This window comes from Synechococcus sp. R65.1, from assembly GCF_047461755.1.
Classification (GTDB): Bacteria; Cyanobacteriota; Cyanobacteriia; order Thermostichales; family Thermostichaceae; genus Thermostichus.
This window is the reverse complement of record NZ_JANSHU010000028.1, coordinates 1-26,401: the sequence shown is the minus strand read 5'-3', so window position 1 is coordinate 26,401 and position 26,401 is coordinate 1. Positions and strand designations below refer to the sequence as shown.

The window sequence follows — 26,401 nt, the reverse complement described above, 5'->3', positions numbered from 1 at the left end:
CGTGGAAGCAGGAAGAAAGCGTCAACCTGGAGCAAAAGTCCGCTTTTGTCCAGCGTTGTATAAGTCTTTCAGAGCGGATTGTCGCCACTGCATCAAAAGCTGCAGGAGCACTGGGAAAAGCAATTGCCCTGGGATCCCAGCGGAGCTCTGGCCTCTTTGCTCAGCGTCGTCCCTTTCTTGCTGGCAGCAGCGGTGGTGGCTTTAACCGAGATCTCTTTGGGCAAAAGCTGGGCCGTCTCCTGGGGTCTTATCGCCTGTGTTGGCGGTGGCCTCTGCGAGCTGGGCCGGCGGGGCAATGCTCGCTGACCTCTAGCTCCTTGCCCTGTCTGCCCCCATCCTCAAAGACTACTTGTCCAACTTTTCAATGTAGGGGCGAATGTCGTTGAGGTCGATGTAGCGGTCGGTGGCGTTGCGCAGCTCGCGGGCAATCATCCCTTCGGTGGAGACAACTGTAATCGTAGTGTTTTTGGAGCGCAACAACTCAATGGCCCGCTCGAAATCACCGTCGCCGCTAAACAGGATGAGCCGGTCGTATTGACCGACCGTGTTGAACATATCGATAACAATTTCGATATCTAGGTTGGCCCTCTGGGAGTAACGGCCCGAATCTTCGTCCCGATACTCCTTGAGAAGCTTGGTGCGAACCGTATAGCCCAAGTTGATCAGGGCGTCTCGGAAGGCCCTTTGGTCGTTGGGATCCTTGATGCCGGTGTACCAAAATGCATTGACTAGCTCGACGTTGGGTTGGGACCTGACAAAGTAATCCAAGACCCGGCGGGGATCAAAGAACCAGCCGATTTTTTGTTGAGCATAAAACATATTGTTTCCATCGATAAAGATGGAAACCCGTGTGACAGGGTATCGAAACATAAATTCTCCGGAAAATAGTCAGGTGGACTGGTTAAGAGCGTTGATTAGCTTAACGCAAAAAGAGTTGCACCAGAACAGAGCTGGCTAATGTCAATCTCCTATCATAGCCAAAAGAGGGTTCCCTGGCTTCGATCCCTAGCCCGGCAAAGAGTTAGGTTCCAGCTAGGGCAGAGTATGGCTGGAGGGGGAGCGGCCTGTCTGGCTGAGGTAGAGCTCTGCCAGTTGGCGAGCCAGGTTGCGGATGCGCCCGATGTAGAGAGTGCGCTCAGCCACGGCAATGACGCCGCGGGCATCGAGCAGGTTGAAGGTGTGGGAGCACTTGAGCACGTAGTCGTAGGCAGGCAGAAGCAGCGACACCGGCAGCCGATCGCTCAAGGCCTGTTCTTGGAGCTTCTGCCGCGTGGTTTCGATTAGCCGCTTGGCCTCGGCTTCGTAGAGCCGAAACAGCTCCAACAACATCTCGGGATTCGAATACTCAAAGTTGTAGTAGGATTGCTCCACTTCATTTTGGAAATAGATCTGCCCATAGGTAATCCGTCCCAGAGAAGGGTGCTCACTCCAGCAGAGGTCAAAAACGGAGTCCACCCCCTGCAGGTACATGGCTAGGCGCTCCAGACCGTAGGTAATCTCCACAGAAACGGGGTGGCAATCCTGGCTGCCCACTTGTTGGAAGTAGGTGAACTGGGTTATTTCCATGCCATCTAGCCACACTTCCCAGCCCACGCCCCAGGCGCCCAGGGTGGGGGATTCCCAGTCGTCTTCCACAAAGCGAATGTCGTGCTCTGCCGGGTCGATGCCCAAGGCCCGCAGGCTCTCCAGGTACACCTCTTGGATGTCGTCGGGGGAGGGCTTGAGCAGGACTTGGTACTGAAAGTAGTGCTGCAAGCGGTTAGGGTTTTGGCCATAGCGCCCGTCAGTGGGGCGGCGACAGGGCTCCACGTAGGCCACTCGCCAGGGATCCGGCCCTAGGGCGCGTAGGAAGGTGTGGGGGCTCATGGTGCCGGCCCCCTTTTCCAGGTCGTAGGGCTGCAGGATTAGGCAACCCTGCTCTCCCCAAAACTGCTGCAAGCGAAGGATTAGATCTTGAAAGGTGTGAGCTGCCATGGCAAAGGGCGGCAGAGAGAGCACTCCCTATCCTACCAACGCCTCTCCCTTGCTCAGTCGTTCAGCGCTTCTTGTCAAGGGCGGAGGTTTAGGTGGGGGCCAAGCCGATTTTGGTGCGGATCTCCTCGCGAAGGCGGGCGGTGATTGAGGCTTCGTCCAAATCGGCCAAAATCTGGGCTATGGCGGCTTTGGGTCCCTCCGGCCCCCAACTGGCTCCTTGGGCTAGGTAGCGGCGGGCTGCCTCGCCGATGGCGTAGCAGGAAAAGCCAGCCATCACTGCCTGCGTCAGGGCCACTGATCCGTAGGCTCCTAGAGAAAGTCCGCCAGCAAAGGGCAGGGATCCCCCCAGCAAGGTTTTCAGGGATCCCAATCCCAACAGCGCCACCCATTCTCCTGCCCCCAGGCTGAGCATGCTGAGGACAATCTTCTGCAACAGTTGCATGGCACCGGCGGTGGTCAGGGGCCAGCCGTAGAGGCGGGCCATGCGCAAGATGAGGGCCACATCCAAAGCCAACCCCCCCAGGGTGTCAAGCAGAGTAACGGGGTTGAGGGCAACGGCCAGGGCTTTGGTGCGGGCGGCGGCGGCGATGAGATCTTGGGCTTGCTGGGCGCGGCTTTGCAACTTGCGCTCGATGACCTGCTGGTTGAGGCGATCGGCAAAGAGGAGGGCGTTGAGGGCTAGCAGGGAGCGCCCTTCCCGCTGCAAGACTTCTAGGATTTTTAGGCGCAGCGCGTCCACTTGGGGGGGGCCGCTTTCCATCTCCACGCCAAAGCTGCCATCTGGCTTCTGCACCAGGCGCGGCACGCGCGGCGAGGCGGCCACCATGACAACCTCGTCAGGGGAAAGAAGCTGCCGCACCCGTTCGTTGCGGATCTTGTCGTAGATGGCCTGGCGATCCGCCTCGGGGTACTGGTCGATCTTGTTGAACACCAGCAGCATGGGCTTGCCCGCCTCCCGCAGAGTCGCCAGAGCCTCAAACTCCACCCGCGTCAGATCTCCGCAGACCACAAAGAGGATGAGATCTGCCCGCTGGGCCACCTCCTGGGCCAGTCGCGCCCGCTCTTCGCCGTCTACTTCATCCAGGCCAGGAGTGTCGATTAGCTCCAGCCGGGATCCCTGCCAGTGGCTGACCTGAACCGACTGCACCGAGGCCGAGGATAGGAAAGAGCAGGGGGGACGAGTTCCCCAGCAGATGTTCCAGGCAGCTACTTGCTGGGTGCGGGTGGTCCCGTGGGTAGGCCCCGTGGCGAAAACCGGCTCCCCCAGGAGAGCGTTGAGCAGGGAGGACTTGCCCCGCCCCACCAGGCCGAAGGCAGCAATGTGGATGACCTCGGCTTCCAGTTTGTCCAGCAGGGCTTGCAAGTTTTCCAGCTCCCCTTCCAGGCCGGCAATCTCCTGGGGGCGCAGATCCAGTTGGGCCACCCACTGGCGCAGGCTGCGCTTGGCTTGTTGGTAATGGAGATCCTCCTGCAGAGTGCTGCGGCAAGCCATAGCCAGTAGCAGGAAAACAGCCTCGGGGAGGCAGATTCAACAATAACAATAGCAACGGCAAAGAGTGGCCCCTAGCCTAAGCCGAGTTTGTCAACTGGCTATGATGGATGGGAGAAAGGGGTTGGAAAGGCAATGCCATGCTAACCAAGGGCCAGATTCCGTTCAGCCCAGTCGGGTGGGTGGGGAAGCTGTGCTTGGCCGGCTTGAGCTTAGGGCTGCTGGGCTGCAGCCCCGCAGGTTTTCGTACCCCCCCTTCTAGCTTGACCAACAGCGGCCTCAACAGCATCTTCCCCGATGGGGAGCCCGCTTTCAGTGGCGATGGTCGCTACCTGGTGTTTTCCTCAGCCCGCGGCGGCAGTCAGGCCATTTTTCTCTACGACCTGGTGGAACAGCGGCTGGTAGACTTGCCTGGGCTCAATTCCAGCGACGTGGCTGCCAGTTCGCCCGATATCAGCGCTGATGGGCGCTACATCGTCTATGTGTCCAACGCGCTGGGCAAATCGGAGATCTTTCTCTACGACCGCGAAACCCGCCGGGTTGAGAACATCAGCAGCCGGGTGCCAGGGGATGTGCGCAACCCCACCATCAGCGGCGATGGGCGCTTTATCGCCTTTGAGAGTAACGGTCGGGGACAGTGGAACATCGAGATCTTCGATCGCGGCCCGGCGGCCACGCAACCGCCTGCAGCCAACTCTTCCAATGCTGGCAGGAACCCCTAGCCCCTTTGGACTTGCTGCATGCTTGCTGCCTTTGCCCAACGACTTGAGCCCCTGCGCTCTAATGTCTTTGACCAGCTAGACCAGGCCAAGTGGGAGGCGCGCCGCTCCGGCGTGGATGTCATCGACCTGTCTCTGGGATCCTCGGATCTGCCCCCGCCTCCAGAAGCGCTGGCAGCCATGCAGGCGGCTTTGGCGGATCCCTCCACCTACGGCTACACCCTCTTCCACGACACGGCTGAGTTTCGCGCCGCCTGTGCCCAGTGGTACCAGAGGAAGTTTGGCCTAGTCATCGATCCAGAAACGGAGGTGCTGCCCCTGATTGGATCCCAGCAGGGGACGGCCCTCCTGCCGCTAGCTTTGCTTAATCCCGGCGAGGTTGCCTTGGTTACCGACCCTGGGTATCCCTCCCATGTGGGGGGGATTCATCTAGCGGGCGGGATCCCTTACTACTTGCCCCTGCGGGCAGAAAGCCGCTTCCTACCCCAGTGGGATGAGATCCCAAAGGAGATCTGCCGCCAGGCGCGGCTATTGGTGCTGAGCTATCCCCACAACCCCACCACTGCCACCGTTACCCCGGAGTTTTGGCAGGAAACGCTGCAATTTTGTCAGCGGTACAACATCGTGCTGGCGCACGACTTTCCCTACGTGGACTGGCGTTTCGACGGCCAGGTGGCTCCTTCGGCGCTGCAGGCGGATCCCGACAAGACCCGCACCATCGAGTTCTTTTCCCTCTCCAAGTCCTACCACATGGGGGGGTTCCGGGTGGCGTATGCCATCGGTAGCCGCGAGCTGATCCGAGCCTTGCGGTTGGTGAAGTCCACCATTGACTTCCACCCGTACCAGGGCATCTTGCGGGGAGCAGCAGCGGCCTTGGCGGCTCCCGATAGCTTTTTGGATCACTGGCGGCAGGTATACCGCAAGCGACGGGATCTTGCGGTGGCCGCTCTGCACCGCATCGGCTGGCCCGTGCCCCTGCCGGAGGCCACCATGTACCTGTGGGCACCTTTGCCCGAGTTCTATCGCGGCTCTTCAGCCCAGTTTTGTCTAGACTTGGTACGGGCTACCGGGGTGGCTCTGTCGCCAGGCTCAGGCTTTGGCCCCGGCGGCGAAGGCTATGTCCGCTTTGCGCTGGTGGCAGAGGGATCCCGGCTGGAAGAGGCAATAGAACGAATTGGGGAATTTTTGGGCAAAGGCACTTCTGGTCTCCGGCAGGCCTAGTCGCATAGAGCCAGCTTAGAAGCAGCAAGGGGGCAGGCTACAGATGTTCCTCTGAGGCCGGTTGTTGTCCCCGTCCTGGCCTTTTAGGCTGCCAGTATTAGCTGCAGCCAGCGTCGGCTAATCTGAGCCAGGATAGGAGTTGTGTTGGCCCAGTTGGCTCCCAAGGGGCATGGAAAAAGAGACGCTCGAGAGTTTTTTGTCCATCCGCGGGGTGATGGGGGTAGCGCTCCTGAGTCGAACAGGCCGCCCTTTTTTCTACCGTTCTTTTCAGAACTTGGACAGCCGACAGCAGCAGGCCCTCACCGAAGGGCTGTTTCAGGTTTTGCAAACCATGCCCCCAGGACTGGACTACTTTGACTTTCAGTTTGCCGAGCAGCGGGTTTTTGTCTACCCCCTGGGGCCGGAATGGGTGTTGCTGGTGGCAGTCAATGACGAGGTGGTGATGCCGGTTTACACCTTGGCAGTCAACCGCCTGCGAGCCGAGCTGCAACAGGATGCGTCGAAGGGCCTAGCTACCTTTCGCCTTTTGACCAGCCAGGCAGAGGCTGCTCGCAACCCCACCCAGCCCAGCGCCAATTTGACAGAAAGCCAGCCCGAGACAACTCAGCCTGGGGCGAGGGGCAGCCCCAGGAAGGTGGAGGTTTTCGTGCAATCGCTCAACCGTCTCTGCCAGATGGCTAGTGGCTATCTGGGCAAGGCGGTGATTGTCAACTACTGGAAGGCAGCCCGACAGGAAGTGCTGGAGCAGCAGGGATCCCTAGCCGAGTGGCTCAACGAGTTTGAGATCGAGCGCAGTGGCCAAATTCACTACAAAGGCCTCCTCAAGGAGCTGGACGAGTCTCAGCAAAAAGTGCTGCGGGACTGGGTGCTGGCTTTTTTTCACCGCTGCGAAGCAGTGATCCGCGACTTTCGCAATTTGATTAAGTCTGCCGAATGGCGCCTGTAAGCTACCCGCTCTGAAAGACTCATACAACCTCGGACAAAAGCGGACTTTTGCTCCAGGTTGACGCTTTCTTCCTGCTTCCACGACCCATAGCTAGCAGCAGAGTTCACCTCCACTACCCCACTAGAGGGATCTCCACAGGCGTCACTTCCCGTCGAGCTGACGGTAGTTGCTCCTTGGCTCTTGATGAGCACCCAGGCAAAAGACGGAGCCAACTTTAGCCTAGGCAAAGTGCCTACAAGAGAGGTTGGTTATGCCACAAAGCGGCCGATTGTCCGGTGAGAGGAGAGCCCACAGCCATAGCTTGCTTCCGCGAAGCGGCAGCCAGGGGCTCCTTGTAGCCCTACAGCTAGCAAGTCAACCCTGAACCTCTGGGCTGGTTCAATAGGGCAATTCCGTTGGTCGCGTTGGGATCCACCTCCCCCTTCCGCCCCAGGCTGGAGTAACACACCGTTTGCGCTACTCGGAAGCCTCCTTTCCCGTTTCCTTCCCACGGCTCAAGAGGGGGGCTTCCGCGCCGCGTTTTTCGGTGATACGATCAACTACTGACTCTCAGTAGAGGCACGCCTATTCATTGGGGCTGTTAACTCAGAGGTAGAGTACCACCTTGACACGGTGGGAGCCGCTGGTTCGATTCCAGCACAGCCCAGCGCAAGCAAGCCAAAAAAGAGCCAAAGCTGCCACGCAACCCACCCCCATGCAAAAAGAGGCGGGATCCCCTCTGGCTCGCCCCAGGGATCCCTATACTGGAGTAGAGGCCCTGGAAGGCGCCGGGAGGGCGAGGGTAGCATTAGGTCAAACTGCGAGAGGGGGAGAGACCAATGGGATTGTTTGAGCGGGTCAGCCGAATCATTAGAGCCAACCTCAACGCGCTCATCAGCAGTGCCGAGGATCCAGAGAAGATCCTGAACCAAACCATTCAGGACATGGCTGAGGATCACTACCAAATGCGGCAGGCCGTCGCCCAAGCCATTGCTGCCCAGAAGCGCCTGGAGCGGCAGTACGAGCAGGCCCAGCAAAGCGCGGAGGAGTGGCACAGACGGGCTGAGTTGGCCCTACGCAACAACAACGAGGCGCTGGCCCGGGAAGCCCTAGTGCGCAAGAAAACTTTTGTCGAGACTGCCCAAAGCCTGAAGCGGCAGCTAGACGAGCAGACCCGGCAAGTGGAGATGCTCAAAACCAACATGACCAAGCTGGAAAGCAAGATTGCCGAGGCCAAAACCAAAAAGGACATGCTCATCGCCCGAGCCCGCGCCGCCAAGGCTTCCCAGCAGATCAATCAGGTTATCGGCCGGGTGGATCCCAGCAGCGCCTTTGCCGCCTTTGAGCGCATGGAAGAGAAGGTAAACGCTCTGGAGGCCCAATCCGCAGCAGTGGCCGAGCTGGCAGCCGACAGCCTGGAGCAGCAGTTTGCCGCTCTAGAAGCAGGCGGAGCGGATGTGGATCAGGAGCTGAGGTTGCTCAAGGCAGCCATCCAGGCCCAGTTGCCTGCCGGTGAGACGAAAGCTGTGCAGCAAGGTCAAGCTGGAGCCCCAACCAGGGGCAAAGTAGATGTAGATGCAGAATTGGAAGAGCTGCGCCGCGAAATTGATCAACTCTAATGCCAGGAGTTAGTGCGGGGGATCCATCTTCTTCGCCTACGGACGTGGGGCTGCTCTAAAAGAGAGCCAAGAGGTGGTAAGCTGCGCAAAGGAGCTCTCTCTGGATAGAGGGGAGCAAGGTCGCCTTCTGGCATTTCGGCAAGAAATCACGAGCAATGGCAACGGTGAGTCTCAAGCCTCTTTTGGATCCCAAGCAACTGTTGCAGGCTTATGCCTCTGGCCAGCGAGATTTTTCTGGCTCTAACCTGAGTGGGGCCCAGTTGAGCGGCGCAAGCTTGAGGGGGATTATCCTGCGGGATGCTGACTTAAGCGGGGCAGACTTGCGCGAAGCAGATTTGTCGGGGGCGGATCTAACTGGAGCCAGCCTACGCGGCGCCAAGTTGCGGCGGGTCAATCTCATCGGGGCTAAGCTGGTGAAGGCGGATCTACGGGGGGCCAACCTCTACCGGGCCAAGCTGCTCAGGGCCGATCTCAGCGAGGCCGATCTCAGCCGAGCCGATCTGCGTTTTGGCGCCGACCTGCGCGGAGCCACCATCACCAACACCCGCTTTCGCGGCGCCCTCTACGACGAGTACACCAAGTTTCCAGAGGGGTTCAACCCGGTTGAAATGGGGATGTAGCCTCCCTCAGGGAACCAGGCCTTGCCAGAGGTAGGCTGCGCCTGCAGCCGTCACCATAAAGGGGGGGTTGTGCAAGTCTGGTTTGTTGTAGCGCAAGGGATCCCCTTGCAAGTCTGTGACGCTGCCCCCTGCTTGCTCGACAAGGCACTGGGCGGCGGCAGTATCCCACTCCAGGGTTGGGCCAAAGCGGGGGTAGAGGTGAGCGGATCCCTCGGCCACTAGGCAAAACTTGAGGGCACTGCCCACCGACTTCACCTCAAGGAGGCCGTAGCGGCGCTGCAGCCGCTCCAGAAACCGCTCCGTTTCCGTGTCCTTGTGGGAGCGGCTGGCCACTACCTGTAGAGGGGGCTGGGCAGGCGGGCGGGACCAGATGGGCTCGTCGCCCCTGTAGGCTCCTAGCTTTTGGGCAGCCCTGTAGGTGAGGCCCAACGCCGGGGCATGGACGACGCCCAAGATGGGGATCCCTGCCTCGACAAGGGCAATGTTGACGGTAAACTGGCCGTTGCCCTCGAGGAACTCGCGCGTGCCATCTAGGGGATCCACCAACCAAAACTGCTGCCACTGTTGCCGCTCCCAGTAGGGGATCCCGCCGGCTTCTTCTGAGAGGACGGGAATCGTGGGGGTAAGCTCCTGCAGTCCCTCGAGGAGCAGGCGGTGGGCAGCCAGATCCGCCTCGGTCAAGGGGGAGGCATCTGCTTTGAGTTCGACCTGCAGCGATTCTTGCCGATAGAAGGGCAAGATGGCCCGCCCTGCCGCTTCTGCTAGGCGGCACACCTCGGGCAAGAGAGCGGCTAGGTTAGAAACCTGCACGGCTTCCTCCCCCAGCTAGCGACGCACGGGAATGCCGTGGGCGGCCAAGTCGGCCTTGATCTGCTCAATCGTCAGCCGGCCGTAGTGGAGCAGCGAGGCCAGTAGAGCTGCTTCTGCCCCCCCCTCCTGGAGAGCTTGGCGGATGTGGGCACATTCCCCTGCTCCTCCGGAGGCAATCACCGGCACCGCCACTGCCTCGGCCACCCGCCGGGTCAGCTCCAGGTCGTAGCCGGCCTGGGTGCCATCAGCGTCCATGCTGGTCAGCAGGATTTCCCCTGCCCCCCGCTCGGCCACGGTTTTGGCCCACTCCACCGCATCCAGGCCTGTCGGCTCCCGCCCACCGCGCACGTACACCTCCCACCCCCCGCCTTGAGGTTTGGCGCGAGCGTCAATGGCCACGACGATGCACTGGGAGCCAAAACGGCGGCTGGCTTGGGTAACCAGATCCGGATCCCGAACCGCTGCCGAGTTAAGGCTGACCTTGTCGGCGCCGGCCCGCAGCAGTTGCCGGATCCCCTCCAGGTCGCGGATCCCACCGCCTACGGTGAGAGGAATGAATACCTGCTCTGCTGTGCGCCGCACCACCTCCAGCAAAATCTCCCGCTCCTCATGGGTGGCGGTGATGTCCAGAAAGACCAGCTCATCCGCCCCTGCCCGATCATAGGCCCGCGCCAGCTCCACCGGATCCCCGGCCTCCCGCAAGTTCCCAAACTGGATCCCTTTGACCACCCGCCCCCCTGCCACATCCAGACAGGGAATGATCCGCTTGGCCAACATGCCCCCTCCCGGGATTTCTAGGCAAAGCTGATAATCAGAAAAGGCTCCTGAAACTTAGCCCCGGTTACCTGCCGGCCTGCCAAGCTGGGCGGCAAGAACAAATTGCGCCGCTGATCCCCAGCGGTGATGGTCAACTCTGGCCCGGATTGGCTCAGCTCGATTTGGGTCTTGCTAAAGCCAGGAAGAAACAGCTTCACGCTGCGGGAGCCCTCGTCAATGGCTACGGGCGGCGGCACCTCAGGTAGGGCAAAGATCCCACTGACTGCCTCTTCCAACGCCGACCAATCCGATCCCTGGCGCCGTGGCAGGGTGCGCACTGGCAGAGGAGAAAACTCAGCCGCCGACACCTCCCCGGGAACTAGCGGCATGACCCAGAGGCCACCCACGGTCAGCCCCACCATCTGGGCACTGCCCCAGAGGTAGCGGGCAACCTGGATCGCCATGGGATCCGGAGTCGTTACCAAATGCGCTACCACCCGCCGCGGATCGGCAATGGCAGAGCGCCCCTGCTCGAAAAGGTTGGCCATCCCCCCCAGGCGAGCTAGGAGCTCCTCCACCGAGGAAAACTCCAGGGTCGTCACCGACCGCAGCAGCGGTTCAAGAAAGGGAAGGAGAGTTTTGGCCAGATCGGATTGGAGGAAAGCCTGGGAAGCTCGCCGCCAGTACCAACTGGCCACTTCTGGGATCCCAAACGCCCGCAAGGTGGTCAAGTCCCCTGGGCCATCGTAGAGAATGCAGTCGTATTGACCGCTGGCATCGTAGCGGCGCAGGGCTTCCAGAGCCAGGGCCTGGTCCATCCCTGGCAGCACCCCTAGCTCCTGCCCATAGATTTCCCGGAAAAAGGGAGTGCGCACGTATTGGGCTTCCAGCTCCCTGGTTGCCGTCCAGTACTGCTCCAGAAGCTGGGTTGTCCGCAGCTGCACCACGCTTAAGTTGGCGGCAATGGTTACCGGCTCGCCGGAAAGCGGGATCCCACCCAGAAGCATCTCCAACCCCGGCCCCGCCTGATGGCCCACTAGCAGCACTCGCCGCCCCTGCTGCGCTGCTGCCCGCGCCACTGCTACAGCTAGAGTGCTCCGGCCCGTGCCCCCCTTCCCCAAGAAGGTCAGGATCTGGCTCATTCTCGCTCTCCTGATTCTCCGTAGATGTCGATGTACAGCGATTGCCCTGCCAACTGGGCTGCTGCTGTCATCACCTGACGAATTGCCTGCAAGGTACGCCCACCTCGCCCCAACACCCGACCGCGATCCTTGGGGTCAAAGGCTAGCCGCAGCCAGACCTTGCGTCCTCCACAGGTGGTTTCCACATCTGTTTGCAGGGGGCCGCTGGTAAGGAGCGGTTCAATCAAAAGATGAGCAAGGGTCTCGTAGTCCGGCATGGGAGGCAAAACGCAACCTAACCGCAAGCGTAGCTGAGCCTAGGCCTCCGTGGCTGCCTCGGGCTGGGACTTCTCCTCCCCCTGCTCTGATCCCTCGGGAACCTTCTGCTCCTCCCCCGCTTCAGGTTTGGCGATGGCCGGAATGCGAATCGAGGCCACCACGCCCCCCTCACCGGCTTTCAACATCTCATAGATGCCCGCTTTTCTGAGGAGGCTGTCCACCGTATCGGTGGGCTTGGCACCGCGCCGCAGCCACTTGAGTAGGCCCGCTGTCTCCAGAACCGTCTCCTTGGTGCGCGGGTTGTAGTAGCCTAACTCCTCCAGCGGGCGACCTTCCCGGCGAGCCCTACTGTCAATAGCGATGATGCGATAGCTGGGTTGGTGCTTCTTTCCAAAGCGCTTGAGCCGCAACTTAACCATTGGAGGTGCTCCGCAAGCTGGGTAGGGTTGTCTAGGAAACGGAAACCGACCGCCTAGCCTCTCCTCCACGTCCCTTCCTGGAGGCTGGGTCCGGCTAGTCGCTAACACAGGCTTCTCATTCTAGTCGATTTTCCCCTACCTGGATAAAGTGCCGACTCAACCCCAAGGGGGGATCTTCGTGGCAAAGTTGAAGAGGAAACCCAAGGCACAACTTCACATGATTACCTACACCGACTTGACTGCAGAGCAGCGCCAGCTCTACCTAAGAGCCCTCATTGCCGTAGCCCGCGTGGACGGCCAGCTCGATGAAGAAGAAACTGACTTCTTCCTGCAAATTGCTGAAGGCATGGGCATTAACAAAGAGGTAGCTCAAAGCTATCTGGCCGGCGAGACGACTGCAACCCTAGAGCTCAGCGCCATCCCGCCTCTGCACAACGCTGCCGGGGCCTTGATCCTGCGGGATTTGGCGGCGATGGCAGTGGTCAACAACGAGCTGACAGAAAAAGAGGAGGCCCTGATTTTTGAAATTGGCAAGGCCATGCAGTTTAGTCGGGAGGAGATTGACGAATTTCTAGACTGGGCCTTCATGGGCCTGCAGTGGCAGCTGAAAAGTGCCGCTCTCCTGCAGCGGTATGCCCAGCCCGCTGCCAGCAACAGCTAGAAGCCCAGGGCCGCCACCAACGGCTGCGCTAGCTGAGGTAGCGATCCAGAGCCCGCTGCAGCTCTTCCAGTTCCACCTCAATATTGCCGCTTTCAACGGCATGGCGAATGCAGTGGCGGATGTGATCGTTGAGGATAATCCGCGCCAGCCGATCTAGCGCCCCCTTGACGGCGGCAATCTGGAGCAGCACATCCGGACAGGGTTGATCCTCCTCGATCATGGAGCGGATCCCCCGCACATGCCCCTCAATGCGAGCCAGGCGGTGAATCAGCTTGCGCCGCGATTGCGGATCGTGGCGGTGAGGTTGGGCCCGCCCCGAGAGAGGGGGTCGCTCCAACGCCAGTTCCCACTCTTCCTCCCAATCAGGTTCTTCAGGAAGTGGAGGAATGGAGCCAGTCTGAAGCGGGGGAATAGGATCGGCCATAGGAGGAGTCGAGGACTGTCTGCATGATACCCCCTGCTTTTCTCCGAGCAGGTTGAGGTGCTCTAGAATAGGAAAGGATATGAAATTTTGTAAATCCTCTCCTGGCTTGGCTTCATGACCTCCGTACTCTCCCCCTTTGGCCCCATAGAAGCGGATCTAGAGCGTTTACGCCAGAACTTGACGCGGCTGGTCAGCGCCAAACACCCCATCCTGGCCATGGCTGCCGAACATCTGTTCTCGGTGGGGGGGAAAGGGATCCGACCAGCAATCGTGCTCCTGATCGCGCGGGCCACTACGCCCGACGGGGAGATTACCCCCCAGCATTGGCGCCTGGCGGAAATTACCGAGATGATCCACACCGCCAGCCTGATGCACGACGACGTCATCGACACTGCTACCGTGCGGCGCGGCGTCAGCACAGTCAACACCCTTTTTGATAACCGGGTGGCGGTGCTGGCAGGGGATTACCTGTTTGGGCAGGCAGCCTGGTATTTGGCCAACCTGGACAACCTGGAGGTGGTGAAGCTGCTGTCCAAGGTCATCATGGACCTGCCAGAGGGAGAGGTGCGCCAGAGCCTCACTCGCTTTGATCCCGACGTCTCCCTGGAAGAGTACCTCGCCAAAAGCTTCTACAAAACCGCCTCCCTTATTTCTGGCAGTGCTAAGGCAGCGGGTCTCCTGAGCGGGGTAAGTCCTGAAGTAGCCGATCGCCTCTTCGACTTCGGCCGCAACCTGGGCATCGCTTTTCAGATTGTCGATGATCTCCTCGACTTTACTGGGTCGGCGGAGACGCTGGGCAAGCCAGTGGGATCCGACCTCATCCAGGGCAACCTGACAGCACCCGTTTTGTTTGCGCTAGAGGAGTTTCCGCAGATGCGGGAGCTCATCCTCAGAGAGTTGGCCGAACCGCAGGATCTCCAGCAAGTTCTAGAGTGGGTCTACCAAAGTGAGGGGATCCCGCGCTCCCGCCAGTTGGCGCGCGACTATGCCCAGCGGGCTGCCGAGGCCCTGCAAGTTCTGCCGGACTCTGAAGCGCGCCAGGCTCTGCTGCAGATGGTAGACTACGTCCTCGAGCGGCCTTGCTAGAAGGCTCCTACGGAGATAGACCCGAGGCTCGAGCCGCCGCTGCCGAGAGCTCAGGGTAGGTGGGTGGAGTGAAAAAGCGCAGGCGGTTGGGTGGCCAAAAGCGAAAGATGGTATTGCCGATAATGTTTTCTTTGGGCAAAAACCCCCAGATGTGCGAGTCCTGGCTGTCATTGCGGTTGTCCCCCATTACAAAATAGGAGTTAGGAGGGACAACAAATTCCGATCCCTGGTTGGGCACTCCAGGACAGCGCTCGCCAGGGCAGGAGTAGTCAGGGGGAGCGTAGATGTAGTCCTCCTGCAGAGGAATGCCGTTGACGATCACCTTGCCCTCAGCAATGCGGATGCGATCCCCTGGCAGGCCGATGACCCGCTTGATGTAAGCACCGTTGAAGTTCAAGTGGGCAGGCGGGTAGAAGACAATGATGTCGCCGCGTCTGGGGGCGCTGAAGCGGTAGCTAACCTTTTCTACCACCAAGCGATCCCCTTCTTCTAGGGTGGGCAGCATGGAATCCGAGGGGATCCAGCGCGCCTCCGCCACAAAGGTGCGAATGCCAAGGGCCAGTAGCAGCGCCAGCAGCACCGTCAGCAGGTTTTCCCGCTGCGCCTGCCACCAGGTGCGAGATGGGGAATTGGCAGGGGTTTTGCTGGGCGGCAACTGGGGCTGGGGCAAAGACCTCGGATCTGTGGAGGGCATGGAGGCTAAACGCGCATGACTGCACGATTTCCAGATTATCGCACCCGGCAGGAGCGGAGACCGTCCCCTTTCCTGGCACTAGAAAGGCAAACGTCTGGCAAAACTTGATGGCGATTTCAACAGAAGAACGGCTTGAGCGCTTGGTCGAGAAGTAATTTTGCAGCGGACTGATTGGCTGGCGGGGGATACCGAAAAGCCCTTGGCGCGAGTCGAGAAACTATACAGGGATCTGGTATTGCTTAGAGCAGCGGAGGACGGCTGGAACGTCTTGGCCTTATTGCTGGGGCGACCGTTATTGCCGGCGTCATTTTGACTGCTAGGTTCGCAAAAACGTGGGGAGCTAGCAAAAGCAGGGGGATCCCGCCAAAGGCCTAGCGGATCAACTGCCGGAGGTGAGTTTTTCCCAGTCCTGCTGGTGGATGGCAAGCATCTGGGCCTGGGCCTGGATGGCCGCTAACGTCTCTGCCATCAGGGGCCAGTTGCTGTCAGGGGGAGTGGGATACTGCTTAAGCTTCCCCAGGGTGCCGCTTAGGGCCACTTGCAGCTGCTGCAGCAGTTGGTGGGTTTGTTGGGCCAAAGCCAAGGTCTCGGAGACGCGGAGGCGGTTTTGGCTTTGCTGGTACTTCTGGAGGGCTACTCCTCGCAGAATGCTGAGGATGGCTCCTTCCCTGGGAGGAGAGCCTGGCCCGCTTTTGGAGGGCTGGGGGATAATGCGCAACTGCAGCACCAGCGGCTCCCCCCGGTACAGCCGCTCCGCTTCTGCCTGCTGCGGCTCCCCGATGAGGCTGGGATCGAGAGCCATCATCCGCTTCATGGCAGCGATTAGCCTAGCCCGGATGGGTTCCGAGAGTTCCTTGAACAGATCCCGCAAGATCCCCTGCTGGCGGTAGCGCACCCGACACAGCACTCCCTCCTGGGGCTCTACAAAAATTTGCTCTGCTTTCTCGTCTAAAGCCCTCCGCAGCATCGAGTTCAGCAACTGCTGCACCGTCTCTTCCGATTCGTCACTAGGAGAGGGCGGAGCAGTTGGCCGTGCCGGCAGCGGCTGGGTGGGAGTTGGGTGGCTGGGCGGCCCGGCTACGGGAGCGGGGACTTCTGGGGTGGTGCGGCTGGCTTGGGCCTGCAGGCGGAGCCGCTCTACCTCTGCTGGGCTGGGGGGATGGCTGAAGTAGTGGGCAATGAACTCCTGCTGCTGCTCCAGCGTAATCGGAACTGGCTCAACCGAGATCTGGGAGTAAGCCAGCATTTTGCTCACGTAGTCCAGGGCTGCCAAATCCTGGGGATCCACCATGCCCAGGATCAAGCTGTCCGTATCCAGGGCCAAAGGCACCACCTGGTAGTAGATACAAATCTCCACTGGCAGGTATTGGGCAATCAGGGCCGCCACCCGCGCTCGGTCAATTAGAGAAGGGTGTCCTACCGCCAAAGAGGCATTTGGATTGGTCATGGCAAGCCTGCAGGGATCCCGGAGGGGAAAAGCGTCGTCTTCGATCATAGGCCCTTGACCTCCGGGGTTTCTGCCTCGCCTGTCCCTAAGCAGCCCAGATTGAATAATGTAATACTAGGAGCATTCCTTTGGATCTTCTGCCACGAGAGAACGTTAGCCTTGGTCAGCCTTGGAGTCAACATCGACCACGTGGCCACGCTGCGCCAGGCCCGCCGCACCGTCGAGCCGGATCCGGTGGCCGCTGCCGTCATTGCCGAGTTGGCAGGCGCAGATGGGATCACAGTGCACCTGCGCGAGGATCGCCGCCACATTCAGGAGCGGGATGTGCGGCTGCTGCGGCAGACGGTACGCACCCACCTCAACTTGGAGATGGCGGCAACAGAGGAGATGGTGGCCATTGCCCTGGAGATCAAGCCTGACTACGTCACGCTGGTTCCCGAGCGGCGGGAAGAGATTACCACCGAAGGGGGACTGGATGTGGCCAGTCAGGTTTCACGCCTAGGTGAAGTGGTAGATCGACTGCAGGGATCTGGCATTCCCGTCAGCTTGTTTGTCGATCCAGATCCCATCCAGATTGCCGCTGCTGCTCAGGTGGGGGCGCGCTGGGTGGAGCTGCACACCGGGCGGTATGCGGAGGCCTCCTCGGAAGCCCAACGGGAGGCGGAGCTGGCCCAGCTGCAGAAGGCTAGCCAACAGGCCATTCAACTGGGGCTGCGGGTCAATGCTGGGCACGGCCTCACCTACTGGAATGTGGGCCCGGTGGCGCGGATCCCGGGCATAGAGGAGCTAAACATTGGCCACAGCATCATCAGTCGGGCAGTGCTGGTGGGGTTGGAGCGAGCGGTGCGAGAGATGCGTCAGGCGATGGGGTTAGGAGTGGGCCCGGCATGAACTCGGAGTACTACGGCTACGACAACGGCTACGATTACGTTCTCGAGCAGGCTGAGATTGACCGCCTGCTGGATCTGCTGCCGGCCAGCATGCGAGAGAGCGTCAAGATCTTGCCGGCCTCGGAGCGGCAGACGGTCGTAATCAAAGGCCGGCGGCAACTGCCCTGGGAGCGGCAGCTGCGGCTTTTTATTAAACCCTACGAGTGGCGGCAGTTTACCCCCTTGCAGCGGGCGGGGTTGTTCTTGCACAAAGTAGGCTACTACAGCCGGGCAGCCTCGCGGCAAATCGACTTTTACCTGGCTATTGCTGCCTTGGGGGGCTTGAGCCTGATCTTCGAGGTGGTCCAGCAGGATCCGGTGGGGGCAACGGTTTCCGGTGGCTTAAGCGGCTTGGCTCTCTGGCAGTTGCGCCGCGACCAGACCAACGACCGCCGCCTTTTGGCTGCTGATGCCTACGCTGTGGACCGGCTGGTGTTGCGCGGAGTTCCGCGGTTGCAGGCAGTGGAGGCCCTGGGGCAAGCGCTGCACCTGGAGGCTCGCCTGGAGGGTCGCTCTGGCAACGACCTACTGGACATGCTGCGCTACCAAAACCTGAAGCGGCTGGCCCAGCGCCCAGCAGAAGATATTGTGTTGAGCTAGTTTCAAGCCATGCTTTCCCCCGCGCGGCTGGGATCCCTAGTGGGTCGAGGGGGATGGGGGCATCACCTCCTCCAAGTGGCAGTAACCGATTCCACCAACCGGCTGCTCTTGGACTGGGGTCGCCGCTTCCCTCAACCTCTGCCCCTGGGCACCGTTCTGGTCAGCACTCGCCAGCGGGCAGGCCAGGGCCAGCACGGGCGAGTATGGCACTCGCAGCCAGGGGGGTTGTACCTGTCGGTCTGGCTGGGATCCCCTCCCCTGCGGCATTCCCTGCTGGAATTGACCCTAACCTTGGCCTGGGGCATTGCCGGCAGTTTGCGCCATCGGTTGGGGATCCCGCTGCGGCTGAAATGGCCCAACGACCTGGTGATAGTGGACAGGCAGGGGCCGGCTTTTCTGCGCAAGCTGGGGGGGATCCTGGTGCAAGGCCGCTTTGGGGAAAGGGGACAACTGCTGGGGCTGGTGGCCGGCGTAGGTGTGAATATCAACAATCCCGTGCCCGCCGAGGGAATCAATTTAGCTGAGATCTTGGGATGCCGGCAGGATAGCACCGCCATTGCCGCCTGGGTTTTGCAGGGGATGGAGCGGGGGTTCCAGGTCTGGCTCAAGGAGGGGTTTGCTGCTGTTTGCTGCGAGTACGAGACCTGGACAGTGAAGCCGCAAATCCAATGGCTCCCAGGTGAGGCGTCGGCTACGGTTTTGGGCCTTGCCGAGGATGGCAGGCTGCGGGTACAAACTCAGGGAGGACAGATCCTCGTCCTTTCCCCTGACCAGGTGCGCCTAAGCTATCAAGTGTCTCTTGCCAGTGGCTGGGAGTGAGGGATCCGTTGGTGGCCACCGATTTTTGGCAGCATCTTTCCTCTTGGCTGGGCAGCAGCTCGGCAGCAAGAGGGCGGCAGCTGCGGCGGCTGGGGCTGAGTCTAGGCGTGGGGCTAAGCCTGCTCTGGTCCTCTCCCACGGCGCTGTTGGCGCAGATGCACTTGCCCCCTCCTCCCCCTGTGGGGCCAGCGCTGGACACCCCTGCCGCAAAGGCGCTGCTGCAAGATGGTGCCCTTCCCCTGCCGCAAGACACCCTGAGAACCCTAGGCTTGACTCCTCAACCAAGCCAGGCTCTTCCGCTGGAGGCGGCAACCCGCACTGGGGTGGGCCGGGAAATTGTTATTGAGCCGGCAAAGGTTACCGAGAGCCAGCCGGAAAGTGGGGTGCCGGTGGTGTTGGTGGAGCGCAGCTCCGGCCGCCGCCTCCTTCTCCTGCCAGGGGGAGAGCTTCGCATTGAGGAAACCCCTGAGCTGCCGCCGCTGACCTTGCCTACCTCGTCCCCCAGCAAAGAGCGACTGCTCTATCCGCTGCCCCACCCTGTGCCGATCACCTCTGGCTTTGGCTTGCGGATTCACCCCCTCAAGGGTCAGCCGGAGTTTCACGCCGGCGTGGATCTGGGGGCCAGCTTGGGCACGCCAGTCCTGGCTGCCTTGAGCGGCAAGGTGGTGAGTGCCGGCTCTCTGGGAGATCTGGGGATCACGGTTGTCCTGGAGCATGCTGGCGGCCGGCGCACCCGCTATGGTCACCTGTCTAAAGTAGCTGTCACCCCAGGAGAAGGGGTTAAGCAGGGATCCCTCATTGGCTATGTGGGGGCAACAGGAGCGGTGACTGGGCCGCATCTCCACTTTGAGCTGTGGCAGCAAACGGCAGGGCAAAGCTGGATGGTTTTGGACGCCACAGAAGAGCTGAAGGTCGCCGCAAGCCAGTTGCCGAGCTAGCCAGAGCCAGCTTGGGTTAGCATAGGTGAGCGGGATCCCACCTCTTGCGGACGTGGCGGAATGGCAGACGCGCTAGACTTAGGATCTAGTGCCGCAAGGCGTAAGGGTTCAAGTCCCTTCGTCCGCATGGCAAGCCCTGCTTCTAGCCGGGGAAGATCACCTCTAGGATTTGCTCAGGGGCAATGGAGTCAATCACCCCATTGGCGGCCTTGACGGCGCGGAACGGCCCCTCGGAAGGCAAAAGCCGCTCTGGGTCAGTAGGGCCAAACAGAGCCACCAGGGGAGTTTGCGTGGCCACCGCCAGGTGCATGGGGGCACTGTCGGTACACAGAAGCAGGGTGGAGCCAGCAATCAAGGCCGCCAGTTGGCCTAGCTGGGGCGGGCGGCTCACCGGCAGATCCGGCAGTTGCGACAGAAAGCCCTCCGCCAGCTTCTCATCCTCTGGCCCCAACACCAGCACGAGCGGCAGCTCCGGCCGCTTTTCCCGGAAACCCTTGATCACCCTAACCCACTTCTCTGGGGGATAGATCTTCTGGATGCCTTTCTCCTGGGACAGTTGGCTGGCGCCAGGGTGCAACAGCACATAATCTTGGCTGCCCTCCCCCAGCAGACGCTTGCGTTCCTGCTCAGCCCACTCCAGGGCTGTCTTTTTGAGGCGAAGCTGGGGCAAGCCTGCCGGCGCGGCAATGCCGAACCCCTGCAGCAGGTCGTGGTACATGTTGGCGGCGTATTGGGCCAGCTTCAGAGGCACCGGGTCGGTCAGCCAAGGTCGCCCAGGCCCTGGCGGGGCATAGCCAACCCGCTTTGGGATCCCAGTTAGCCAAAGCAACAGCTTGACCCCCAAGCTTCTGCCCAGGCTGAGCACGGCGTCGTACTGCCGCTCGCGGATTCGCCCCAGCAGATCGCTGATATCCCCTAGCGAAAGTTGCTCCTTAAATGGGAAGGTCAGCACCCGATTCACCGAGGGGCAGACCTCGTAGGCAGCTGCCGCCCGCGGCTCCACCAACACCTCCAGCTCCGCTTCTGGAAAGCGCTGCCGCAAACTCGCTAGGGTGGGGAAGAAAAGAATTTGGTCGCCAATCCCTCCCGGCACCAAAGCGAGAATTCGGGGGGCCAAAGGGGCTTTGCCGAGAACTGCTTGAGAAGCAATCTCCATAGAACATCCTGTCGATAGCTGTATCCAGCCTAGGGGATCCCTGGCCAGGGATGTACCGCGTTTACTCTAGCTCAGGTTGGGCTCAATTCGGAGCGGGTCTGGCTCCCAGCGGCTTCTCAGCAACTAAGCTACAAAAAGGCCCAATTTTGGAACTCTCATCCTCGATGATGGGCTGTGGCCGCTACCCCAAAAGGCAGCACCATGACGGATGAGCCGATCCCGCTGCTGGATTTGACGTTGCAATACCGCGCTTTGGCTAGGACCCTTTTGCCTCAGGTGGAAGCTTTGCTGGCCTCTGGGCGCTACATTGGCGGAGAGGCAGTGCGGCGGTTTGAGGAGCTGTTTTCGCAGTTTCTCGGCGGCGGCGATCTGGAGACCGTCAGTTGCAACTCCGGCACCGATGCTTTGGTGTTGGCCCTGCGCGCTCTGGGGATCCAACCGGGCGACGAGGTCATCACCACTGCCTTTAGCTTTTTTGCCTCCGCCGAGGCCATCGATTTGGTGGGGGCACGGCCGGTGTTCGTGGATGTGGATCCCTGCACCTTCAACCTGGATCCCCAGCTTCTCGAAAGAAGCATCTCCCCGCGCACCAAAGCCATAATCTCCGTGCATTTGTTTGGCCAGGCAGCCAACATGACCCAAATTTTGGCCATTGCGCGACGCCATGGGTTGGCAGTGGTGGAAGATTGCGCCCAGGCCATAGGGGCCTGCTGGGGAGGCAAGCCGGTGGGCACCTGGGGAGATATTGGCTGCTTTAGCTTTTTTCCCACCAAAAACTTGGGGGCTGCAGGGGATGGCGGGGCAGTGGTGACCCGGGATCCGCAACTGGCCCGCAAGGTGCGCATCCTCAAAGACCATGGCCAAGTTGGCCAATACCACCACGAATACATCGGCCTCAACAGCCGTCTGGACGCGCTGCAGGCGGTAATCCTGTCGGTCAAGTTGCCCTACCTGCGGGAGTGGAACTGGCGGCGGCAGGCCATTGCCGAGGGCTATCACCGCCTGTTGCAAGGGATCCCTGGCCTAATCCTGCCGAAGGTGGCAAAGGGGGGAAACTCCGTTTGGCATCAGTACACGGTGCGGGTGCCCGGTTCCCACCCAACCGACTCGCGGCGGCGCGACCGACTGCAGCGGCAGTTGCAGAAGCGAGGCATTGCCAGCCGAGTTTATTACCCTACTCCCCTTCATCTCCAGCCCGTCTACCGCAAGCTGGGATATAAGCCTGGAGATTTGCCCAATGCCGAGCTCTGTGCTGCCCAGGTGTTGTCTTTGCCCTGTTTTCCTGAATTGACCCTCCAGCAACAGGAGCGGGTGGCCCTGGCCATTGCTGAAATCTTGGCAGAAGAACCCTAGCAGCCCTGGAGGAGGGAGCTCAGGTGCTATCGAAGCTCAGCCGAAGATTACTTCAACTATTTCCGTGGTTGCACCAGTTTCCCCAGCTCGGAGCTGTCCCTGCAAAGCTGTCATCGAAAGAGCGCGTTCGTTTTCTGCGCCGCCTGCGCTTTACTCGCATCGGGGGCTGGTTTGTTGGGATCACGCTCCTAGTGAGTATTGCCGCCTTTAACACTGGCAACAATCCTCTCTACTTGGTTCTGGGGATGCTGCTTAGCCTCATTCTTCTTAGCGGCCTCCTCTCCGAGCTTACCCTCAAGGATCTGGAGGTGAGCCGGCAGTTGCCCAGCCGCATCTTTGCTGGCCAGCCGGTCTTGGTGGGGCTGACGCTGGTCAATCGCAAACGCCGCCTGCCCAGTTTTTCCCTCCAGGTGAGGGAACGCATCGAGGGACTGAAGCGGACGGATTGGCCTTCCAGCTATGTGCTGCGGTTGGATCCTGGTGCCAAGCTGGACACCTTCTATCAGCACACCTTCCCAAGGCGAGGGGTGTGGCAGCTGCAGGGTTTTGAGATTGCCACCAGCTTTCCTTTTGAACTCTTTCGCAAGGCAGTGGCGATCGAGGAGCCGCAGGCGGTGATTGTATTTCCCCAGCCTGCCCCCGTCCAGGGACTGCTGCTGTGGGAGCACTTTAGCGGCAGCAGCCAGTTGCGCCCTCAGCCCGGCCAGGAGGGGGACTACCTCGCCCTGCGGCCATACCGTCCCCAAGATGATGTGCGCTCTGTGCATTGGAAGATCTCGGCCAAGCGAGATCAACTGGTCGTGCGGGAGCTGGAGCGCCCCCGTTCCCAGGCCATTGTCCTCTGCTTTGAAAATCGCTGGCAGCCGCGGGGAGAAAGCCCTGAAGCGCATCGCAACAAGCTAGAGCGGGCTGTAGAACGCTGCGCTGGGATCCTCACTTATTTGATTCGAGAAGGCTACCCCGTGGCTCTGGCCACCTTGCAGACGCGAACTGCTTTCGGGGCCGATCTGCCCCATCTCGACTGGCTGTTGGCCCTCCTAGCCCAACTGACGTTCGTCGGGGACCCGCAGCTAGGCTCCCAAGGGCCCTCCAACTCCCCTACTGGCTTCAGCCTCACTCCCCAAGATCGCTGCCTGCTCCTAGCTCACCCTCCTCAGGAGGGGGAAGCGGTGCCAGGTCATCTCGTTGAGCCAGGATCCCTGCTGCAATTCATCCCGATCGAGTAAGGCCTCCCTATCTCCCTGGCGGGCAGTGGTTGGTAGTGGGAATGTAGATGCGGCTGCCGGCCCACTGCAGTTTCTCTCGCAGGGTGCGGAAGTAGGAAAGGTCTTTTTCTAAGATCAGCAGCTTGGCTGGCAGGGGAGCGCGTCGAATTTGCACCCACTGGCCAGGGTTGACCGATTGGGCCAAGACACCATCCGTCCAGAGGCGGGTCAGCCCTTCTGGATCGGCAAGGGGCCAGATCTCCACCGTGGCCGTGCCGCTGATAACAATGGGCCGGCTGGACAAGCTGAGGGGACAGATGGGGGTGATGATGATGGCCTCAAAGGTAGGCTCGAGGATGGGGCCGTTGGCTGCCAAGGTGTAGGAGGTGGATCCCGTTGGAGTAGCCACCAGCACGCCATCCCCGTGGTACTGATCCAAGACCTCGCCATTGACTTCGATTTCCATGATGGCGGCGGGCAGGCGTTCCCGGTTGATGGGCTTTAGGCACATTTCGTTGAGGGCGTAGTACACTTCGCTAACCGGGCGGCCCTCCTGCTTTCCCTCCCCAGGGACAGCCCCTTGTCCCAGTTGGGGCTGCTCCCAAATCTGGGCCTGCAACATCATGCGGGCTTGGAGGACAAAGTCTCCTGCCTGAATGCGATCCCAGGGATCCTGGTGCAGCACCTGCTCCGACTGGGCCAAGAACCCCAGCCTGCCTCCCGACTGGATGGGCAAAATGGGGATCCCATGGGGAGCAAGGTGGCGGGCCGCCGCCAACACCGAGCCGTCTCCCCCCAGCACCACCGCCAAATCGATGGGATCCGAGGTGGCCTCCAAAAAGACCGGGTAGGGGTTGTGGTGCAAGCCAGTGGGAGCCGTCAGTACCGTAACGCCGCGCCGACGCAGCTGCTCCGCACACAGCTGGCAGGTAGCCTTGCTCTGGCGATCCCCCTCCTTGTAGGCAATCACCACCAAGCCCAGATCCATGGCTGACCTCGCGCAGGGATCCTTTCCCATCATCCCTCTTCAAGCTGGGGGTCGCCCAGACAAATTTCCTCAAGCGTTCTCTTCCGCTTTTTTTCACAATTTACTGGGAATTTTTTGATCTAACGAATGGCAGTGAAACAGCTTGTTACGTCGTTATTGCTGCGCTGTTGCGAACGCGCGAGTGGCCCAGAGCGCTACCCCTACCTCTTGCTCCCAGAGAGAGGGTCTGAGGATGACTATCCCCTTAGGGAGCAAACGGGATCCCTGAGTGAGCGGGTATAAACTCCAGCAATTGGTTTATTGTATGGACATCCCTGCCCAAGCTGCTTTGTGCCTGCAAACCTATGGTCCCCGATCTCACCAATCGCCTCTTGGGTGGCCGCTACCAACTGATTCAAGAAATCGGTGGTGGCGGCATGGGATCCGTCTTTCGGGCCTTGGACTTACACAACAACGGCCAAGAGGTGGCCGTCAAGATCCTGTATGCCCCTACCCTGCTGAGCCGAGGGAACGCCCAGCTCGATGATTTGCGCCGCCGCTTTGCCGAAGAGATCCGCGTCAGCACCCTTTTAGGCCAACATCCTCGCATCGTCAAAGTCCTGGATCACGGCCAAGAGGGGGAGCACGCCTATTTGGTGATGGAGTACCTCAAGGGACAGGATCTGGGGAAGCTAATCCGAGAAAAAGGAGCCTTGCCAGTTCGGCAGGCCATTCGGCTGGCCCTGCAGGCTTGTGAAGGGCTGCACTTTGCCCACACCTTCCGAGCTAACGTGGAAGGCCGCGAGATTCGGGGCGTGATTCACCGCGACATCAAGCCCAGCAACCTGTTTGTCGAGCGCATTTTTCAAGATGGCCAGCTTACGTCTCAGCTCAAGATCCTCGACTTCGGCGTGGCCAAAACGCTGGCGGATCACACCCTTAGTCTAGGCACCCAAAAAGGGGGCGGATTTATCGGCACGGCTCGTTACGCCTCTCCTGAACAGGTACGCGGCAAATCTCTGGATGCCCGCTCAGACATCTACTCCCTAGGGGTGGTGCTCTACGAGATGCTGACGGGATCCATGCCCTTTCGCTTGGAAACCGACTCATTGCACAGTTGGATCCACGCCCATTGCTATGAAAACCCCCTTGAGATCAACCCGGAGACAGCCCCCCAGCCGATCCCACCCGCCATAGTAGCGGTGGTGATGGATTGTCTGAAGAAAAACCCGGACGAGCGGCCGCAGACCATGCAGGAGCTGGCAGAGCGGCTGTTGCAAGCCTATGAGCTGACGGTGGCCAACCAACTTCCCCCCAGCCAAGCCAGCACCGTCCTCCTCCCCAACACCAAAGCTCCTTCTTCCGCTTCCCAGCCACTGCGCACCCCCCCCAGCTCAGGTTCAGGAACCTTTGAGGATATCCGCGATGAGGATCTAGAGCTCATTGAAGAGGAGCCAATCCCTCCTCCAGGTGCGGGGATCCCCTACTACATCGCTGAGCGGAAAGCTACCTCAGCAGAAGCTGCACCGGAGCTCTCCCCCACCAAAACCGAAGGCGAAACGGCCAAAGCGCCCTCCACAGTCATCCAAGCTAGCGACACGCTCCCGGCTGCCCCTCCCCAGGATCGCCTTGCCGCACCCCCACCAACGGATACTCCTCTGCCACAAGCTGCTCCCCAAACGGTTCTGCAGCCTTCCACCAGCAGCCTGAAGTGGCTCTGGGTTGGGGGAGGCGCTGTGGCTTTGCTAGCCGCCTTTTTGCTCTGGCCGCGCCCAACCATCCGCGATACCCAGAAAGAGCCGGAGCCGATCCCTACTGCTGAAGTCCCCCCCCCCCCGGCGCACCCCCCCGCGGCCGGCCCGCCGCGGGGGGGGGGGGGGGGGGCGCCGCCCCCCCCCCCCCCCCCCCCCCCCAGCCCTCACCCCCGGCCCCTCTCCCGCACTGCGGGAGAGGGGTGATCTAGTTCGTGAACGCGGTATCGTTGCCAGTTGCAGGATCGCCCTTGCTCTGCCCATTCCCCCTCCGCTCATCCCCCCTCCTCTCCCGCAGCGTGGGAGAGGAGGGGGCAGGGGGGAGGTGAGGGGGGGGGGGGGGGGGGGGCGCGGCCGGCGGGGGGGGGGGGGGGGCCGCGGGGGGGGGGGGGGGGGGGGGGGGGGGGGGGGGGGGGGGG

27 protein-coding genes, 2 tRNA genes and 1 pseudogene are annotated in these 26,401 nt (G+C 60.8%); 17 read left to right on the top strand and 13 right to left on the bottom strand.

Going from position 1 to position 26,401, the window contains the following annotated elements:
- Positions 1-78 precede the first annotated feature (78 nt).
- Complete coding sequence (locus NW814_RS10330) at positions 79-306, top strand: hypothetical protein (protein ID WP_414406232.1); 228 nt, start codon at positions 79-81, stop codon at positions 304-306.
- 39 nt (positions 307-345) lie between these two features.
- On the opposite strand, the gene NW814_RS10325 is transcribed toward NW814_RS10330, so the two are convergent.
- From NW814_RS10325 to NW814_RS10315, 3 genes are all read right to left on the bottom strand, one after another.
- Complete coding sequence (locus tag NW814_RS10325) at positions 346-870, bottom strand: NYN domain-containing protein (protein ID WP_414394559.1); 525 nt, start codon at positions 868-870, stop codon at positions 346-348.
- 162 nt (positions 871-1,032) lie between these two features.
- Positions 1,033-1,974 (bottom strand): glycine--tRNA ligase subunit alpha, encoded by a 942-nt coding sequence (gene glyQ / locus NW814_RS10320; RefSeq protein ID WP_414406233.1) that lies wholly within the window; start codon positions 1,972-1,974, stop codon positions 1,033-1,035.
- A gap of 88 nt (positions 1,975-2,062) precedes the next feature.
- Positions 2,063-3,466 carry a DUF697 domain-containing protein gene (locus tag NW814_RS10315; protein WP_414406231.1) on the bottom strand — a complete coding sequence of 468 codons (1,404 nt, stop codon included), beginning with the start codon at positions 3,464-3,466 and terminating at the stop codon, positions 2,063-2,065.
- A gap of 137 nt (positions 3,467-3,603) precedes the next feature.
- Here NW814_RS10315 and NW814_RS10310 point away from each other — a divergent pair, with 137 nt between their 5' ends.
- The 6 genes from NW814_RS10310 to NW814_RS10285 all read left to right on the top strand — a co-directional run bounded on the left by NW814_RS10310 (position 3,604) and on the right by NW814_RS10285 (position 8,567).
- Positions 3,604-4,185, top strand: coding sequence for a TolB family protein (locus tag NW814_RS10310; protein WP_414406230.1), 582 nt, complete (start codon positions 3,604-3,606; stop codon positions 4,183-4,185).
- 18 nt (positions 4,186-4,203) lie between these two features.
- Entirely contained in the window at positions 4,204-5,403 is a 1,200-nt protein-coding gene (locus NW814_RS10305) for an LL-diaminopimelate aminotransferase (RefSeq protein WP_414406229.1), read from the top strand.
- Between the two features lie 169 nt (positions 5,404-5,572).
- Positions 5,573-6,349, top strand: coding sequence for a hypothetical protein (locus NW814_RS10300; protein ID WP_414406228.1), 777 nt, complete (start codon positions 5,573-5,575; stop codon positions 6,347-6,349).
- 574 nt (positions 6,350-6,923) lie between these two features.
- Positions 6,924-6,995 (top strand) — tRNA-Val (locus NW814_RS10295).
- A gap of 172 nt (positions 6,996-7,167) precedes the next feature.
- Positions 7,168-7,947 (top strand): PspA/IM30 family protein, encoded by a 780-nt coding sequence (locus tag NW814_RS10290; protein ID WP_414394568.1) that lies wholly within the window; start codon positions 7,168-7,170, stop codon positions 7,945-7,947.
- Positions 7,948-8,102: 155 nt separating this feature from the next.
- Positions 8,103-8,567, top strand: a complete 465-nt coding sequence (locus tag NW814_RS10285) for a pentapeptide repeat-containing protein (protein WP_414394570.1) — start codon at positions 8,103-8,105, stop codon at positions 8,565-8,567.
- A gap of 6 nt (positions 8,568-8,573) precedes the next feature.
- On the opposite strand, the gene cysQ is transcribed toward NW814_RS10285, so the two are convergent.
- The 5 genes and pseudogenes from cysQ to rpsP form a co-directional block, all read right to left on the bottom strand.
- Entirely contained in the window at positions 8,574-9,377 is an 804-nt protein-coding gene (gene cysQ / locus NW814_RS10280; protein ID WP_414406227.1) for a 3'(2'),5'-bisphosphate nucleotidase CysQ, read from the bottom strand.
- 15 nt (positions 9,378-9,392) lie between these two features.
- A complete protein-coding gene (gene hisF, locus NW814_RS10275; RefSeq protein ID WP_414394574.1) occupies positions 9,393-10,154 on the bottom strand; it encodes an imidazole glycerol phosphate synthase subunit HisF in 762 nt (253 codons plus the stop codon).
- 17 nt (positions 10,155-10,171) lie between these two features.
- Positions 10,172-11,275 (bottom strand): ArsA family ATPase, encoded by a 1,104-nt coding sequence (locus NW814_RS10270; protein WP_414406226.1) that lies wholly within the window; start codon positions 11,273-11,275, stop codon positions 10,172-10,174.
- Positions 11,272-11,532, bottom strand: a complete 261-nt coding sequence (locus NW814_RS10265; RefSeq protein WP_414394578.1) for a KH domain-containing protein — start codon at positions 11,530-11,532, stop codon at positions 11,272-11,274. The genes NW814_RS10270 and NW814_RS10265 overlap by 4 nt, the downstream gene beginning before the upstream one ends.
- Before the next feature lie 174 nt (positions 11,533-11,706).
- Positions 11,707-11,952: pseudogene (rpsP, locus tag NW814_RS10260) on the bottom strand (30S ribosomal protein S16); the annotation flags it as partial.
- 178 nt (positions 11,953-12,130) lie between these two features.
- On the opposite strand from rpsP, the gene NW814_RS10255 reads away from it, so the two are divergent.
- Positions 12,131-12,613, top strand: coding sequence for a TerB family tellurite resistance protein (locus NW814_RS10255; protein WP_414406225.1), 483 nt, complete (start codon positions 12,131-12,133; stop codon positions 12,611-12,613).
- 28 nt (positions 12,614-12,641) lie between these two features.
- On the opposite strand, the gene NW814_RS10250 is transcribed toward NW814_RS10255, so the two are convergent.
- Positions 12,642-13,037, bottom strand: a complete 396-nt coding sequence (locus NW814_RS10250) for a metal-sensing transcriptional repressor (RefSeq protein WP_414394582.1) — start codon at positions 13,035-13,037, stop codon at positions 12,642-12,644.
- Positions 13,038-13,151: 114 nt separating this feature from the next.
- Between NW814_RS10250 and sds the strand changes: the two genes are divergently transcribed.
- Positions 13,152-14,123, top strand: coding sequence for a solanesyl diphosphate synthase (sds, locus tag NW814_RS10245; RefSeq protein WP_414406224.1), 972 nt, complete (start codon positions 13,152-13,154; stop codon positions 14,121-14,123).
- 7 nt (positions 14,124-14,130) lie between these two features.
- Here sds and lepB read toward each other — a convergent pair whose 3' ends face one another.
- Both lepB and NW814_RS10235 read right to left on the bottom strand, forming a co-directional pair.
- Positions 14,131-14,817, bottom strand: coding sequence for a signal peptidase I (gene lepB / locus NW814_RS10240; protein ID WP_414394584.1), 687 nt, complete (start codon positions 14,815-14,817; stop codon positions 14,131-14,133).
- Positions 14,818-15,196: 379 nt separating this feature from the next.
- A complete protein-coding gene (locus tag NW814_RS10235; protein ID WP_414406223.1) occupies positions 15,197-16,264 on the bottom strand; it encodes a hypothetical protein in 1,068 nt (355 codons plus the stop codon).
- A 159-nt stretch (positions 16,265-16,423) separates the two neighbouring features.
- Between NW814_RS10235 and NW814_RS10230 the strand changes: the two genes are divergently transcribed.
- The 5 genes from NW814_RS10230 (at position 16,424) to NW814_RS10210 (ending at position 19,677) form a co-directional block, all read left to right on the top strand.
- Entirely contained in the window at positions 16,424-17,155 is a 732-nt protein-coding gene (locus NW814_RS10230) for a pyridoxine 5'-phosphate synthase (RefSeq protein WP_414394588.1), read from the top strand.
- Positions 17,152-17,793 carry a DUF3318 domain-containing protein gene (locus NW814_RS10225; RefSeq protein WP_414406222.1) on the top strand — a complete coding sequence of 214 codons (642 nt, stop codon included), beginning with the start codon at positions 17,152-17,154 and terminating at the stop codon, positions 17,791-17,793. The genes NW814_RS10230 and NW814_RS10225 overlap by 4 nt, the downstream gene beginning before the upstream one ends.
- A 9-nt stretch (positions 17,794-17,802) precedes the next feature.
- Positions 17,803-18,612, top strand: coding sequence for a biotin--[acetyl-CoA-carboxylase] ligase (locus tag NW814_RS10220; protein ID WP_414394591.1), 810 nt, complete (start codon positions 17,803-17,805; stop codon positions 18,610-18,612).
- Positions 18,613-18,623: 11 nt separating this feature from the next.
- Positions 18,624-19,550: a M23 family metallopeptidase gene (locus NW814_RS10215; protein ID WP_414406221.1), complete on the top strand. Its 927-nt coding sequence runs from the start codon at positions 18,624-18,626 to the stop codon at positions 19,548-19,550.
- A gap of 46 nt (positions 19,551-19,596) precedes the next feature.
- Positions 19,597-19,677: transfer RNA gene (locus NW814_RS10210), tRNA-Leu, on the top strand.
- Positions 19,678-19,692: 15 nt separating this feature from the next.
- Here the strand turns inward: NW814_RS10210 and NW814_RS10205 are convergent.
- Complete coding sequence (locus tag NW814_RS10205; protein ID WP_414406220.1) at positions 19,693-20,706, bottom strand: glycosyltransferase family 9 protein; 1,014 nt, start codon at positions 20,704-20,706, stop codon at positions 19,693-19,695.
- 201 nt (positions 20,707-20,907) lie between these two features.
- Between NW814_RS10205 and NW814_RS10200 the strand changes: the two genes are divergently transcribed.
- Together NW814_RS10200 and NW814_RS10195 are read left to right on the top strand one after the other, a co-directional pair.
- On the top strand, positions 20,908-22,059 hold the full coding sequence (locus NW814_RS10200; RefSeq protein ID WP_414406219.1) for a DegT/DnrJ/EryC1/StrS family aminotransferase: 1,152 nt from the start codon (positions 20,908-20,910) through the stop codon (positions 22,057-22,059).
- Between the two features lie 191 nt (positions 22,060-22,250).
- On the top strand, positions 22,251-23,285 hold the full coding sequence (locus tag NW814_RS10195; RefSeq protein WP_414406218.1) for a DUF58 domain-containing protein: 1,035 nt from the start codon (positions 22,251-22,253) through the stop codon (positions 23,283-23,285).
- 7 nt (positions 23,286-23,292) lie between these two features.
- Here the strand turns inward: NW814_RS10195 and NW814_RS10190 are convergent, their stop codons facing one another.
- Complete coding sequence (locus tag NW814_RS10190) at positions 23,293-24,252, bottom strand: NAD(+) kinase (RefSeq protein WP_414394599.1); 960 nt, start codon at positions 24,250-24,252, stop codon at positions 23,293-23,295.
- A 344-nt stretch (positions 24,253-24,596) separates the two neighbouring features.
- Here NW814_RS10190 and NW814_RS10185 point away from each other — a divergent pair, with 344 nt between their 5' ends.
- Complete coding sequence (locus NW814_RS10185) at positions 24,597-26,189, top strand: serine/threonine protein kinase (RefSeq protein ID WP_414406217.1); 1,593 nt, start codon at positions 24,597-24,599, stop codon at positions 26,187-26,189.
- Positions 26,190-26,401 lie beyond the last annotated feature (212 nt).

Coding starts and splice junctions, on each gene's coding strand:
- NW814_RS10325 (WP_414394559.1), bottom strand. CDS start 870: ATGTTTCGATACCCTGTCACACGGGTTTCCATCTTTATCGATGGAAAC.
- glyQ (WP_414406233.1), bottom strand. CDS start 1,974: ATGGCAGCTCACACCTTTCAAGATCTAATCCTTCGCTTGCAGCAGTTT.
- NW814_RS10315 (WP_414406231.1), bottom strand. CDS start 3,466: ATGGCTTGCCGCAGCACTCTGCAGGAGGATCTCCATTACCAACAAGCC.
- NW814_RS10310 (WP_414406230.1), top strand. CDS start 3,604: ATGCTAACCAAGGGCCAGATTCCGTTCAGCCCAGTCGGGTGGGTGGGG.
- NW814_RS10305 (WP_414406229.1), top strand. CDS start 4,204: ATGCTTGCTGCCTTTGCCCAACGACTTGAGCCCCTGCGCTCTAATGTC.
- NW814_RS10300 (WP_414406228.1), top strand. CDS start 5,573: ATGGAAAAAGAGACGCTCGAGAGTTTTTTGTCCATCCGCGGGGTGATG.
- NW814_RS10290 (WP_414394568.1), top strand. CDS start 7,168: ATGGGATTGTTTGAGCGGGTCAGCCGAATCATTAGAGCCAACCTCAAC.
- NW814_RS10285 (WP_414394570.1), top strand. CDS start 8,103: ATGGCAACGGTGAGTCTCAAGCCTCTTTTGGATCCCAAGCAACTGTTG.
- hisF (WP_414394574.1), bottom strand. CDS start 10,154: ATGTTGGCCAAGCGGATCATTCCCTGTCTGGATGTGGCAGGGGGGCGG.
- NW814_RS10270 (WP_414406226.1), bottom strand. CDS start 11,275: ATGAGCCAGATCCTGACCTTCTTGGGGAAGGGGGGCACGGGCCGGAGC.
- NW814_RS10265 (WP_414394578.1), bottom strand. CDS start 11,532: ATGCCGGACTACGAGACCCTTGCTCATCTTTTGATTGAACCGCTCCTT.
- NW814_RS10250 (WP_414394582.1), bottom strand. CDS start 13,037: ATGGCCGATCCTATTCCCCCGCTTCAGACTGGCTCCATTCCTCCACTT.
- sds (WP_414406224.1), top strand. CDS start 13,152: ATGACCTCCGTACTCTCCCCCTTTGGCCCCATAGAAGCGGATCTAGAG.
- lepB (WP_414394584.1), bottom strand. CDS start 14,817: ATGCCCTCCACAGATCCGAGGTCTTTGCCCCAGCCCCAGTTGCCGCCC.
- NW814_RS10235 (WP_414406223.1), bottom strand. CDS start 16,264: ATGACCAATCCAAATGCCTCTTTGGCGGTAGGACACCCTTCTCTAATT.
- NW814_RS10225 (WP_414406222.1), top strand. CDS start 17,152: ATGAACTCGGAGTACTACGGCTACGACAACGGCTACGATTACGTTCTC.
- NW814_RS10220 (WP_414394591.1), top strand. CDS start 17,803: ATGCTTTCCCCCGCGCGGCTGGGATCCCTAGTGGGTCGAGGGGGATGG.
- NW814_RS10205 (WP_414406220.1), bottom strand. CDS start 20,706: ATGGAGATTGCTTCTCAAGCAGTTCTCGGCAAAGCCCCTTTGGCCCCC.
- NW814_RS10200 (WP_414406219.1), top strand. CDS start 20,908: ATGACGGATGAGCCGATCCCGCTGCTGGATTTGACGTTGCAATACCGC.
- NW814_RS10190 (WP_414394599.1), bottom strand. CDS start 24,252: ATGGATCTGGGCTTGGTGGTGATTGCCTACAAGGAGGGGGATCGCCAG.
- NW814_RS10185 (WP_414406217.1), top strand. CDS start 24,597: ATGGTCCCCGATCTCACCAATCGCCTCTTGGGTGGCCGCTACCAACTG.